Here is a 14183-nt window from a genome sequence, read left to right as displayed (position 1 = left end):
TGACAAACTAACTCATTAAATTTTGCAGAAAAAAAACAATTATATGTATGCGCAAAAAAACAATAGGACTGCCACTATTTAATGGATGAATGCAATACAAATAGGCATAAGTACAATATAAATAATTATGGGTTTGCTGCCCCGTTTTTTAAATTTTTACTAAGTATATTTACAACTAAAATGATTACTAATGCTAAAAAAAATCAGGTTAAAAGATGCGATTGAGCCGGTAATACATTTTCTTATTTGGGGCTCTTTCTTCCTGTTTGTATGGTTTGAAGTTAGAACTCTTGGATCTTTTCGAAAACAAGACGACAGTATTTACCCTCCTATGGTTTGGAGCACCATTTTAAGTATTGCGTTGTTTTATTTTAATGCGTTATATCTCATTCCACGTTTTTTTGCAAAACAGCAATACCGGTTGTATATTCTACTGTTGATTGTCTTATATATAGGTATTGTTTTGATCAATAGTGTTTTTGATCATTTTTATTCAATATCCCTTTTTTCGAGTGAAAAAGAGCCTTTTTTTTCGGAAATTATTCTTAACTTTCAGACTAAAACGTTTATTTTATCTTTGTCGGTAGCTTATGGCCTCACCAAAAACTGGATAATCACTACCAAATTACAGCAACAGTTAGCCAGTGATAAATTGAGTGCGCAGTTAAAATATCTTAAAGCCCAGATCAATCCCCATTTTCTTTTCAATACATTAAATATGGCTTTTGCCAGTGCCATTAAAAATAATGATGAGGGGACTGCCGATATCATAGAAAAATTATCAGGACTTATGCGTTATGTTTTATACGAAAGTAATGAAGATAAAGTGATACTTGAAAAGGAGATTAATTATATCGACAATTATATTAAACTTCAATTGCAACGACTATCTCCAGAAATTGCCAGTCAGGTACAATATGAAGTAAAAGGAAATTATCAAAATTTTAAAATAGCGCCAATGATTCTAATTCCATTTATTGAAAATGTATTTAAACATGGGATAATGCTAAGTAAAAAAGCAGAAATAGTAATATCAATTTTTTTAAATTCTGATACCTTGATACTTGAAACAAAAAATTCAAAGAATACCAATGTCAATACAGCCAGTAGGGAACATTCGGGAATTGGAATGAAAAATGTAAAAGAACGACTGCAGCTGCTGTATCCTAACCAACATCAATTAGCGATTAGTAACGAGAAACATTTTTTTAAGGTAAGATTAGAAATACAACTTAAACCAGTCCAACTATGAAATGTATTGCTATTGATGACGAACCATTAGCTCTTGAATTGATTTCGGGATATATTCAAAAAACACCATTTTTGGAATTTGTTGCAGGGTTTACCAATCCGTTTAATGCAATGAATTTTCTATTGAAAAACCCCATTGACTTAGTGTTTATTGATATTAATATGCCTGAATTATCCGGCATCGAATTATTGAAAGCATTGCCTGTACTTCCAAATATAATATTTACTACGGCCTATTCAGAGTACGGAGCAGAAAGTTATGAATTTAATGCGGTTGATTATCTTTTAAAACCTGTAAAATATGATCGGTTTCTTAAGGGGGTCAACAAAGCAGTTGATCTTTTTTCTGTAAAAAAAGAAGAGCTTGAAATTCCTTTTATAAAAGAACCACATAGCCAGTCCGTACTTATTAAAAGTGGTTCCAAAACATTTAAAATAGCAACTGACGACATTTTTTATATTGAAGCTGCTGGAAATTATATGCTTTTTTATACCCAAAAGGGTAAAATTATGACACTGCTGCCAATGAATGAAATATTAAAAATGTTACCTTCCAATATGTTTGTGAGGATTCATAAATCCTATATTGTTTCATTGAAACAAATAGAGATTATTGAAAAATCTGTAGTGGTTATAAATAAGACACGCATCCCAATTGGGATTACTTATCGGGAACATTTTGCGAGTATTATTAAAAGTGCTTAAGTAATAATTTTCATGAGTACAGTGAAGGGCTATAGAACATCTGAAAACAACATTTTATCTTTTATGCTTTTAAATCATTTGTCCCACGACAGAAGCCGTTAACCTTTTTTTAATGAATTTATCAAATATTAAAAACTAGTTTATGAAGAAAATATTTATTTTATCTTTTTATTGAAATTGTTATAATCAAGAAAAGTTAGTGGACAAAGATAAATTATTACAGATTATTTCAAAGTACTAAAGCTTGGACTTTAGCAGAAGCTGTCCAAGATAAAAACATTTCTAAAATAAAATCGGAAGTGGCTAAAAACACAGCTCTTGTTAACTACAGAGAGTCAAAGTTTGGGCAAACTTTATCGAAAAAACAACTAAGTGCGTAAATGCGTTTTAAGGCTGTCTTTAAAGGAAGATTCCCTGCTTTTTTAGAAGCGCGGGAATCTGTTTTCTTACATTTAGCAGGGGCTTATTTTTTTGGACTGTAAATAAAATTTTTAAAGGTTACCTGTCCTTCTCCAACTGCAGAAAGCCCCAAACGAAGACTCATAAAGCCGCTTAATACATTATGATTAAAGGAGGATACTTCTGCTGAATTTTCAATTTTATGCCATTCTTTTGCATTGGTGCTGTAAAACATATCGACCAGCTGTTCTTTTTTTTCCAGACGAAGAAATATATGACTCTTGTTGATGCCTTTCTTGGTCGGGAACTGCCATGACCTAAGTATTGCCAGTACGTTTTCTTTATCTGCAGCTATACCAGTATAGAGTTTGTTGTCATAGAAAAGTATTAGTCCTGCTGTAGCGTTGCCTTGAATTTCAACTTCAACTTCAGCTGTATAAGAATGATCAGCGGGTGTACATAGAAGTGGTGCACTTTCCCCAATGCTTTTCCCTTTGGCCTTGATTTGAATTCCATCTTTAGTTAATTTGAACCGCTGGGGGTCATAATCGTTAAAGAACTGCCATTGTGGACTGAGTACTGCACCGGAAAAGGCATCTGACAGGATGAAGTTGCTTGTTGTGAGCTTCCCTGATGGCTTTTTAATAGGTTCTTGTGTTTTTACACCGTCAGGAGTTTTATACCAATCATCCTCAGTCCATTCTACTGGTTGCAGCAATGTCTGGCGTCCCATATTATAATAACCGTTTTCATATCCATGAAAAACCATCCACCATTTTCCACTAGCATCATCAATTAGACTTGCATGACCTTTAGACCACCATTTTTCTGAACTGTCATTTGTTTTAAGAATCGGGTTGTAAGGAGAATTTTCCCATGGTCCTAGAGGCGATTTGGATCTTGCTGATACTACCATGTGACTTGTTGCGGGCCCTGCAGTGCCTCCTTCAGCAACCGTAAGATAATAGTACTCCCCATGTTTTACAATTTTTGGGCCTTCCATGCAAAAACACTCTATTGACCAGAGGGAGGGTATCGGCCATCCGGCATAAACATGTTTTGCATCTCCGATAACCGAAAGACCATCTTCGGATAATGGTACATAACTTCCGTTGCTAAAATAAAGGAAACGGTTTCCATCCTTATCTGCGATGTGGCCTGGATCTATATTGCCAATTTTTAGATCTATTGGATCATTCCAAGGACCATTTATCGAATCGGCCCACACTACATAATTAGTTTCGTTTGCAGGGAAATAGATATAAAATCGGTTATTATGCTTCACTAAGTCAGGAGCCCATACTGATCCCACATTTTTTTTAAGAGCGTGTGTTACGGGAATCCAGTTGATTAAATCTTTGGAGGTCCAGATCAACAGCCCTGGGTAATAGTTGAATGAGGAGTGCACAATGTAAAAATCTTCACCGTCTCTAATTATCGATGGATCGGGATAATCTCCTGAAAATATCGGATTTTGGTAATTGGTGTTACTGTTTGGAGTAGCCTGTTGTTGTGCACTTATTCCCAGTGACAGATAAAGTAAGGATAAGAAGAGAATTTTTTTCATAGTTTAAGCAAGGATATTTTTAATTTAATATAGGTTTTAATTGTACTTATGGTCAAATGTACTAAAAGTTATTTAAAGAAATGAAATTGCTGGGGAATTAGGATTTATTTTTTCTTAAATGATTAAATTACAGATAGAAAGGTTTCGATATGTCTAAAGACAACTTTTTATTTTTAGGACTTTTAAAAGCATTCGACCCATGAATATCAAAGGGCACTACCATCCAAAATCTATTATTCTTCCAGCTTTATATTCCAGACGTATATTTACGGTAAGCTGTCGGGATGCTTAAGAAATAATTAAAATGAGGGGAATTCAGGCTGCCATGTCAGAGCTCAACGATGTATTTTAGTCCTTTTAGCAAGGCGAGAATGTAAAAACGAAAACTAAGGGTTGGGGAAATTGGGGAATGGATGAAACCTATATAAAAGTTAAGAGTAAATGGTGTATTTGTACAGAGCAGTTAATAGATCAAGTAATACGGTTAATTTCCTATTAACCAAGAGAAGGCAAAGGAAAGTGCCCAATCTTTTTTATTAAAGCAATTGGCAATTATTGTAAACCAGGAAAAATAAATAGTAACAAAATTGGATCAAACATAGGCGCTAGCACTAATAAGTAGATTTATGCTCGACAGAAGCGACAGAACCTAAATAAAATAATAGATTTTGACTCCATTGTAGTTCGATATGGATCTGAAAACTCTAAAGTGGCTGTCCTAAAAGTAATTTATTTAAATTAAATAGAGTCTTTTTATGGTCTCTTAATTCGCACTTTTTTCGGTCGTTTATTTATAGTTATTCGCTTCCTTTTTTTTGAAGTATTGATACATCATCGCCATTAATTCCTCTTTTTTTACGGGTTTTGAAATATAACCGTTACATCCCGCCGCTATTGCTTTTTCTTTATCACCGGTTAATGCATAAGCTGTTTGTGCGATAATAATAACATCTTTATTAAATTCCCGTATTTTTTGGGTGGCTTCATAACCATCCATTACAGGCATTTGAATATCCATCAATACCAAATCGATATCAGGGTTATTATGACAGATTTCAATCGCCCCAATTCCAGTTTTTGCCCTTAAAATTTCTTTACTGAATTTCTTAATTGTTCTTGTAAGTAATTTTCCAGATATTTCGTCGTCTTCAGCAATTAATATTTTCAGGCTTTCAATTTGCTTTTCATCGTCATATGCCAAATCAGTACTTTTTGCAACCTCTTTTGCTTCCTGTTCGAAATTATAAGGAATAGTGAAATAAAAGACGGAACCTTTTCCAATTTCGCTTTCTACCCAAATTTTTCCGCCTAACATTTCCACAAATGCTTTCGAGATGGATAATCCCAATCCCGCTCCTTCATAATTTCGGGTCAGCGACTCACTGCCTTGCCTGAATCTTTCAAAGACGATTTCCAATTGTTCTTCGCGAATACCGGTCCCTGTATCTTTTACAAAAAATTCCAGTTCGAAAGGTTCAAAAGGATAGACAGAAATATACTCTGCCCTTGGTATGACGGGTTTTAAGACATAGCCAAAATCAATAGAGCCGTTATGTGTAAATTTTATAGCATTTTTAACCAGATTGGTAAGAATAGCGTAGATTTTCTCTCGGTCTGTTTTAATCAGGGCCGCTTCTAAGGGTAATGTGTTTTTAAAGGAAAGCTTTATGTTTTTTGCATCAATCTCCGGCTTAAAAAAAGTATGGATGTATTCGATCTGTTGGTTGATATTTGTTTCTGAAATTAACATTTTCATCGATCCTGATTCTATCTTAGAAATATCAATAATATCGTTGATGATATTGAGCATACGAGTACCACTTCGTTCTATAATGCCAATATATTCTTGCTGCTCTTCACCGGTTAAGCCAGGTTCTTTAAGTAATTCGGCAAAACCCAGAATGCCGTTCATGGGAGTGCGGATTTCATGGCTCATATTGGAAAGGAAAGCCGATTTTAAACGGTCGCTTTCTTCAGCTTTTTCTTTGGCAATTGTAAGTTCCTCTTCAATCTGTTTGCGATCGGTAATATCTTGGATGGTACCAATCATTTTTATTGGCTGATTTTCTTCATTATATAATACTTCACCCAATGCGTGGACCCAACGTTCTTCGTTATCGTTTTTTCGGATAATTTTATATTCTTTATCAAATTTGCATTGCTGCTCAATTACTTCATTTGTAAAATAATCTAGTATGATTTGAAGCCATTCTGGATGAACAATCGAATGCCAATCCTGTAAAGATTTATTATAAGTAGAATTAATTCCCAAAATAACATCTAATATATCAGAACTTGTCCAGGAGTCATTTTCAATATTTAAGATATAAGTTCCTAAACGAGCAATTGTTTGTGTTTCTTTTAAAAACATTTCACTATTCTTTAACATCTCTTCAGCTCGTTTGCGTTCGGTGATATTGCGGGTATGGGCGAGGCATGCTGTCTTACCTTTGTATTGCAAAGGAACAGCATTGGTCTCCAGCCAGTGATGGCTGCCCTTAAGCCCCACAATTTCGAATTCCATTTGTGCTGATTCTCCCGCGATTACCCTTTGATGCATTTTTATAAAAGCACTTTGGTATTGCGTAGCGACAAGACCAACGATCTCTTGCCCGGCTACCTGTTCCATTGAATCAGCCTCGATTATAGCCAAACCAGCTGGGTTCATCAGTAACAATCGACCCTCTGCATCCACTATCTTGATGCATTCTGGCTCAGCTTCGATGATGGTTCGCAGGTGGTATTCGCTTTCGATGAGTTTAGTTTTAGATAGTTTACGCTCGGTGATATCCCGAAGTGCTCCATCAATATGGCTTGGATTGCCGTTCTCATCTACTATTAAACGGGCGTTAATTGAAACATACTTTATGGTGCCGGTTTTTGTCTTTAGTTTTAATTCGTAATCAAGGAGTTCTCCATTTTTCATAATTGCTTCAAGCAGGATATTCCTGTCATCGGGGTTATAATAGAGATTGTGCACAGGGAAGCCTATAATTTCATCTCTGACGAATTCGGAGAAATATTGGATTGATGGACTTATTTCGAGAACAATCCCTTTAAGATCAGTTTGATAAAATACGTCTTGTATGTTTTCGAAAATATTGCGGTACTTTTTTTCACTTTCTCTTAACTCATTTGCAGTGAGCTTGTGTTTTGCATTCTCATACTTAAATATTTCATTCTTAGCGTTTATTATAAATAGAAAAAAGGATGCCAATAGCAATAAAACAATTAACGCACCTGATTTAATTATTTTGAAAATTAAGACAGCGTCCCATGCCTTTGCGTTAAAATCCATTGCGAATACCGCCGTTGTCTTTCCTGTAACTTCATCTTTTATAGGTATAAGTACACTTATCCATGTTCCCCATCTATCGGTAAGGGAACCTGTAACAAATTCTTTTCCATTTTCAAAAGGCAGGCTATAAGCCAAGTCCGCTTCCGAATATTCCTGTCCAGGAGGTGAATAATCTTTCGATTGAGTAGGTTCAGAATCTGCAATAAAGTATATTTTTCCGTTTTGTTTGGTATATATATAAGCAAATCGGGCTTTGGGATTGGCCTGAATTATCGCTGTCAGGGTGTTTTTTAGAAGCTTATAATACGGCTTATCAATATCACTTGGTTTCGCTTCAAGTGTTTTTAAATTCTCTTTTGGTAAAGTCGTTTCAATGGATCTTGCAATTTGCAATACTTCTTCAGCCTGGTCATTTTTAAATTGTTTCCAGGTGTAATGAAGATAGAATACACCTAAAATTACAATTAGGAATAACACTGTTTTTTGTAAGGGTGCTTTTTTTAGTTTAATTTTTTTCATAAACACCTAAGTTTATCTTTATTTAATTACACGGTACTGTGATGATAGGCCCGGTAAGAGTTAAAAGGATTACAATTTGTGCTAATAAATTTTTAGCGTACCTACAAACATAGTGATTTTGCCTACTAAAATCTAAATATAATTATTAACAAAATAGTACTTGCATTTCTTTAATGCTTTGCTAACGAACAAGAAACGATGGTTCTGTCACATCTGAAAATAAATGTATCTTTAAGGCTCTTAAAAACATTCGATTCGATACTATAACAGAAGCAACAGAACTTATTGGCGATAAAAGAAGTATATTTAATAGCCGAAAAAGATTTTTGTTGGGGTAAAATTACATTAAAAGAAGTGAACGTTATGGGTACGTTTCCTATGTATGATCAATAGATACCTGTTGCAACCGAGGCATCTTATTTTCTCTTACAGCATCGGTATTTTTTTTTCAGTCATACTTCCGTTTTTATTATTTGTAGCAAAGAGTACCTTTTTCGGTAAGTATTACCAAAGATAAAGTGCAATTCAGGTTTTGAGCCAGTGCGGTTTTTAAGGCTAAACTGAAACTTCTTTTTGTATATTTGGCTAAAGTAAACTAAAGCAATAAAAAATTCCACCATCTTAAATCCGGGGGGACGCGCTAGTAGTAATTTTTAAATCCTGAAGAAAATTATGTCTGAAATATTTAAAAATCATTTAGAAAAATTTATTGAAATAAACGAAGGAGAACTTTCTGATATTTTAGCATTTTTCCAGATTGTAAATATCAGAAAGAAAGAAAATCTGCTTGTTGAAGGACAGATTTGTAAATCGCATTATTTTGTTCTTAATGGTTGTTTAAGGAAATTTTTTATAAATAATAAAGGAATAGAACAAACTACTGAATTTGCGATAGAAAACTGGTGGATTACTGACAACTTTGCTTATGAGCGGAGACTACCGTCCGAATTTTATATCCAGGCTGTAGAAGATTCAGAAATTTTAGCCATTGACAGTTATTCACAAGAAAAATTATTAATTGAATTCCCGAAAATGGAACGCTATTTTAGATTTATCTATCAACGGGCATATGCGGCTTCGCAAATGAGGATAAAATACCTTTATGACTTTTCTAAGGAAGAATTCTACGATCATCTGTGCAAAATGCATCCTGAGTTTGTACAACGGATTCCACAATATTTAATCGCTTCTTTTTTAGGTTTTACCCCAGAATATTTAAGTGAAATTAGGAATAAAAACCGTTCTTAAACCAGTTTAAGTTTTTTCCATTTTTTGTTTCTGAACTTTGCTCTGTTAATTTTAAGTAACATAAAAATGGAAAAAAGAATAAACATCAATGAAGTAGAACCTCAAGCATATAAAGCAATGTATGCATTGGAAGGTTATTTAGCAACAACTCAATTATCGAAAACGCACAAAGAATTAATCAAAATTCGCGCTTCTCAAATCAATGGATGTGCTTTTTGTATTGATATGCACACAAAAGACGCGCTAAAAAACGGAGAGACCCATCAACGTATTTTTTTACTAAATGTCTGGCGTGAAACCGATTTATTTTCGGAAGAAGAAAAGTTGATTTTATCAATTACAGAAGAAGTCACCTTGATTCATGATAAAGGTTTGTCAAATGAAACGTACAAAAAAGCGGAACAATTTTTTGACAAAAACAGGATCGCTCAAATTATAATGGCAGTAGCAATTATAAACGCATGGAACAGGATTGCAGTTAGTACACATTTAGAACTAGGAAATTAAAACTGCCACTACCAGCTAAGGTTCATTGGGTCTGAAAGAGCCACGATGGACTCCCGGTTGTACGGAGCGATTAAGTCCGTCTATTATGAAGTTAGCGAAAAAGAGATTTTTAGTATTTAAGAGGGTTTTATGCCCTCTTTTTTTTTGGCAGATTTTCATCGTATAACTTTGATACTTTAAATCATTACAGATTTTAATGTACAAAGGAGGACAACATATTGAAAATCTTTCGCATTCCACATTGTCTACTTCACCTACCATTTTGTCTCATTGCCCAATTTGGTACTAGCATGGATTTTAGTACCAGAGTACTTTTGACATATAATTAGATTAATCATTAAAAAAAAAACCATGAAAAATATTAAAAATTCAGAAACTAATAGCGTGGTGAAAGTTGCTGCTGTACAAATAAGCCCAGTGTTATACAGCCGAGAGGGTACAGTTGAAAAGGTAGTGAACAAAATTCGTGAGCTGGGCAAACAAGGGGTGCAATTCGCTACTTTTCCAGAAACAATTGTACCCTATTATCCTTATTTCTCTTTTATTCAGGCTCCATTTATGATGGGAAAGGAGCATCAGCGCTTACTCGAACAAGCAGTGACAGTTCCGTCAGCCGCAACCGCCGCGATAGGTGAGGCAGCAAAGGAGGCAAACATGGTAGTGTCGATTGGTGTCAATGAGCGTGATAGAGGTACAATTTACAATACGCAACTTCTTTTTGATGCAGACGGAACTTTGATTCAGCGACGTCGCAAGCTAACACCAACCTATCACGAGAAGATGGTTTGGGGGCAAGGAGATGGTTCAGGACTACGTGCTGTCGACAGTGCAGCAGGGCGTATCGGTCAGCTGGCCTGTTGGGAACATTACAACCCACTTTTCCGTTACGCGCTGATAGCAGATGGAGAGCAGATTCATTCAGCAATGTATCCAGGGTCAATCTTTGGCCCATTGTTCAGCGAGCAAACAGAAATCAATGTACGCCAACACGCTTTAGAATCAGCCTGTTTTGTCGTTTGTGCTACAGGTTGGCTTGATGCCGACCAACAAGCTCAAATTGCGAAAGATACAGGAGCTCCTATTGGACCGATTTCAGGAGGCTGCTTTACTGCCATAGTTGGTCCGGACGGACAACTTATTGGTGAGCCACTAAAGTCAGGCGAAGGTGAAGTGATTGCGGACATTGACTTTGCACAGATAGATGCACGCAAGCGATTGATGGACGCCAGTGGACATTACAGTCGTCCCGAATTGTTGAGTTTGCTTATAGACCGTACACCGACTGCTAACGTACATGAACGGGGAGTGTACTCAGAGCTAACCGCAGTGAAAGAGTTTAATCAGAATATAGAATAAAGAGTAGGAAATATAAATTTTAAAAAAAATAAAAAGTAAAAAAAATGAAAAATTCAGGAAACATTGTAACTCGTGCATTGTGGACGGGAGTGTTAGCTTTACAGTTAACAGTTGCTGCAGCGCAGGGAGGATCAAAAAAAGCAGATGTAAAAAATGATGAGGCTATCCGTACTTATCGTGTAGCTATTTCGAATGCAGATTTAAAAGATCTTCGTGAACGTGTATTGGCCACAAAATGGCCTAGTATGGAAACAGTAGCCGATCAATCGCAAGGTGCGAAGCTTTCCAATATGAAGGAATTGATCAAATATTGGGGAACGAATTATGATTGGAGAAAAGCTGAGGCCAAACTAAATTCTTACCCACAGTTTATGACAAAGATTGATGGGGTAGATATTCACTTTATCCATGTCCGTTCAAAACATAAAAATGCCATGCCTCTTATTTTAAGCCATGGATGGCCAGGATCAGTATTCGAATTTATGGGTATTATTGAACCATTGACCAATCCGACCGCCTATGGCGGAAAGGCCGAAGATGCTTTTGATGTCATCATACCTTCTTTGCCGGGTTTTGGCTTTTCAGGCAAGCCCACCGAAGCAGGTTGGAATAATGACAGGATTGCAAAAGCATGGATTGTACTCATGGACCGCCTCGAATACAAACGTTACGTTGCGCAAGGTGGTGATTGGGGTGCAGGAATCGTTAACGCAATGGCCCTGCAAGCACCTCAAGGATTGCTGGGTATTCATAGTAATTTACCAGCAACATTACCGGCAGAAGCAGGAATGGCTTTGGGAGGTAATGCGGTACCGGCAGGTTTTTCTGAAAAGGAACGTGCAGCTTTTGAACAACTGAACAAAGCGATCAAAGGTGGTGGATTTATCTATAAAACGACAATGGAAACACGCCCACAAGGAGTGAGTTATGGTCTGACAGATTCTCCAACAGGACTTGCAGCATGGTTTTTCTTGCATCCGGGATTCGAAAATTGGTCTTATGGTAACGATCCGAAACAGTTGCCAACAAAAGATCAGGTACTTGATGACATTTCACTCTACTGGCTTACAGGCTCCGCTTCTTCTGCTTCAAGGATTTATTGGGAGAATCGCAACATAAATATCATAAGTTCAGGTTCAATGAAATCTGATAAGATTACTATTCCGGTAGCTGTTACAACATTTCCACAGGATGTTTATGCATCACCGGAAACCTGGGCACGCCGTGCTTACAAAAACCTAATCTATTTCAATGAGGTTGACAAAGGCGGGCATTTTGCGGCATGGGAACAGCCACAGTTATTTACTGAAGAAATGCGTGCAGCATTCAGATCATTGCGTTGATCTATAGAAATAAAAATTAAAGTGATAAAAAAATGAAAAATACTAAAAGAGGAAAATTTTTGTTAATGGCCATTGCTATAATGAGTTTTGCAGCATTTATTGTTCCAAGTTCAGCTATAGCGCAGCAGTCGGGAATAAAGCGCACTGATCTTCAGCGACGTGATCTTAGTGCTTCCGGACACGAGGCTATTCAAGTCCGTATCGACTTCGAGGCAGATACGGCTTTCGGAATGCATTCACACCCCGGGGAAGAGGTTATCTATGTCCTGGAAGGGATACTCGAGTATGAGGTTGAGGGTGAACGCCCGGTAACGCTCAAAGCAGGAGACGTACTATTTATACCGGCAGGAAAAAACCATTCCGCCAGGAACGCTGGCAACATAAAAGCTGCTGAGCTGGCAACCTATATTGTCGAAAAGGGGAAACCTCTCCTTGTCATGAAAAAGTAAGAGAAAAAAATGAAACCAGAAATTGAACCTATTACTGGTAGAAAAGGCTGAAAAAACGCTTCGAACAAAATAGCAATGTACAAAAAGGGGGAGGAATACTTATACAATTTAAAATTAAAATACACCAAAGAATATACCTTTTGGGGGCAGTGCAAGTGCACTGCCTCTTTCGTTTAATTCAATTTTGCTTTGTTAATGGTTCAACTATAATTGATAAATATGTAACTTTGTTTTTCTGGACGGAGCCGTTTTAAAGAGTATGATTATTATTTTAGTAGTGTTGAAATAGCTCCGCAATTGGATGTATTTATGTTTTTTACAAATGGATGGCAAAGAATTATTACAGGAGCACATTGCTAAGACTGCATTACTAACTAATGAACAGTTCGATTATTTATTTTCCCATTTTAAAAGTATGTCTTTTAAAAAGGGACAGACTGTTATAAGTGCCGGTGATAAAGTGGATTGTGAATACTTTGTACTTTCGGGTTGTTTAAAAGCTTTTTTTATCAATGACGAAATCAAGATGTATATCCTTCAGTTTGCTATGCCTACTTGGTGGACTTCAGACTATGATGCTCTATACAGCCAAACCAGAGCCACCATTAACATTGACTGTATCACTGATGCTGAGGTGCTTTGTCTTTCGAATGATGATCGAGAGAAACTTTGCAGTGAACTCCATCAGGTGGAACATTTTTTTCGCTGGCGCACCAATAAGGGATATGTTGCTTCGCAGAAAAGACTTTTATCCTTTATGAACAATGATACGAAAAAGCGCTATGAGGAACTTTTGACGTTATATCCGCAATTGTATAATTTGGTTCCCAAACACTTGATCGCAGCGTATCTGGGCGTTTCAAGAGAAACTTTGAGTAGACTTTATACTCCGCATTAATCACCTTTTTTAGAATGTGATCTACATCACGTAACCAACTTCTGTTTCTGTTTTTACTTTGCACTATAATTTAAAAACAAAAAAAATGAAAACAACAAAATTTGAAATCGCAAGCACACAAAGCCGTATCGATTGGATTGGAAGAAAAGTGACCGGAGCACACAACGGTACAATTGAAGTAAAAGAAGGTTCATTCCTGCTTACTGACAGGCAAGTAACCGGAGGGGAAATCATCATTGATATGGCTACACTTGTAATTTTGGACGTAACCGATTCGGCTACCAATACACAATTTGCCGGTCACCTTACCTCGGATGATTTTTTCTCAATTGAAAAATTCCCAACGGCTATTTTTGAAATTGTATCAGTACAACCACACTCTGGTAATCAATATCGTTTTGAAGGTAACTTGACCATCAAAGGGATTACCCACGCTGCAGGATTTGACGCGATTGTCAATAGCAGTGAAGACACCTTTAACTTAGTAGGTAAACTAATTGTTGACCGTACTAAGTACGACATTAAATTCCGTTCGGGTAATTTCTTTAAAGATTTAGGCGATACGCTAATCTATAATGATTTTGAACTTGATGTGAATGTAACTGCAAAAGTAGCATTAATAGAAGTTTCTAAAAACTAAAGC

Annotated in this window: 11 protein-coding genes; 9 read left to right on the top strand and 2 right to left on the bottom strand. The window is 36.3% G+C overall.

Annotated features, from left to right (window positions below):
* Positions 1-190 precede the first annotated feature (190 nt).
* Both ACNQGN_RS13975 and ACNQGN_RS13970 read left to right on the top strand, forming a co-directional pair.
* The gene (locus ACNQGN_RS13975) at positions 191-1252 is read left to right on the top strand and encodes a sensor histidine kinase (RefSeq protein ID WP_417988445.1); all 1062 of its coding nucleotides are present in this window, start codon (positions 191-193) and stop codon (positions 1250-1252) included.
* Entirely contained in the window at positions 1249-1956 is a 708-nt protein-coding gene (locus ACNQGN_RS13970; protein ID WP_417988444.1) for a LytR/AlgR family response regulator transcription factor, read from the top strand. The genes ACNQGN_RS13975 and ACNQGN_RS13970 overlap by 4 nt, the downstream gene beginning before the upstream one ends.
* A gap of 463 nt (positions 1957-2419) precedes the next feature.
* On the opposite strand, the gene ACNQGN_RS13965 is transcribed toward ACNQGN_RS13970, so the two are convergent.
* Positions 2420-3922 (bottom strand): family 43 glycosylhydrolase, encoded by a 1503-nt coding sequence (locus ACNQGN_RS13965; RefSeq protein WP_417988443.1) that lies wholly within the window; start codon positions 3920-3922, stop codon positions 2420-2422.
* 787 nt (positions 3923-4709) lie between these two features.
* A complete protein-coding gene (locus tag ACNQGN_RS13960) occupies positions 4710-7739 on the bottom strand; it encodes a PAS domain-containing hybrid sensor histidine kinase/response regulator (protein WP_417988442.1) in 3030 nt (1009 codons plus the stop codon).
* A 672-nt stretch (positions 7740-8411) separates the two neighbouring features.
* Here ACNQGN_RS13960 and ACNQGN_RS13955 point away from each other — a divergent pair.
* From ACNQGN_RS13955 to ACNQGN_RS13925, 7 genes are all read left to right on the top strand, one after another.
* Positions 8412-8987 (top strand): Crp/Fnr family transcriptional regulator, encoded by a 576-nt coding sequence (locus tag ACNQGN_RS13955; protein ID WP_417988441.1) that lies wholly within the window; start codon positions 8412-8414, stop codon positions 8985-8987.
* A 66-nt stretch (positions 8988-9053) separates the two neighbouring features.
* Positions 9054-9494 carry a carboxymuconolactone decarboxylase family protein gene (locus ACNQGN_RS13950; protein WP_417988440.1) on the top strand — a complete coding sequence of 147 codons (441 nt, stop codon included), beginning with the start codon at positions 9054-9056 and terminating at the stop codon, positions 9492-9494.
* Positions 9495-9845: 351 nt separating this feature from the next.
* On the top strand, positions 9846-10850 hold the full coding sequence (locus tag ACNQGN_RS13945; RefSeq protein WP_417988439.1) for a nitrilase-related carbon-nitrogen hydrolase: 1005 nt from the start codon (positions 9846-9848) through the stop codon (positions 10848-10850).
* Positions 10851-10894: 44 nt separating this feature from the next.
* Complete coding sequence (locus ACNQGN_RS13940; protein ID WP_417988438.1) at positions 10895-12193, top strand: epoxide hydrolase family protein; 1299 nt, start codon at positions 10895-10897, stop codon at positions 12191-12193.
* 32 nt (positions 12194-12225) lie between these two features.
* The gene (locus tag ACNQGN_RS13935) at positions 12226-12642 is read left to right on the top strand and encodes a cupin domain-containing protein (protein WP_417988437.1); all 417 of its coding nucleotides are present in this window, start codon (positions 12226-12228) and stop codon (positions 12640-12642) included.
* A gap of 415 nt (positions 12643-13057) precedes the next feature.
* Complete coding sequence (locus ACNQGN_RS13930; protein ID WP_417988436.1) at positions 13058-13540, top strand: Crp/Fnr family transcriptional regulator; 483 nt, start codon at positions 13058-13060, stop codon at positions 13538-13540.
* Positions 13541-13625: 85 nt separating this feature from the next.
* On the top strand, positions 13626-14180 hold the full coding sequence (locus tag ACNQGN_RS13925) for a YceI family protein (protein ID WP_417988435.1): 555 nt from the start codon (positions 13626-13628) through the stop codon (positions 14178-14180).
* Positions 14181-14183: the final 3 nt, after the last annotated feature.

This window comes from Flavobacterium rhamnosi, assembly GCF_048286515.1.
Taxonomy (GTDB): Bacteria; Bacteroidota; Bacteroidia; order Flavobacteriales; family Flavobacteriaceae; genus Flavobacterium.
Note: the sequence above shows the minus strand (reverse complement) of the source record. Positions and strands in the feature narration are given on the sequence as shown.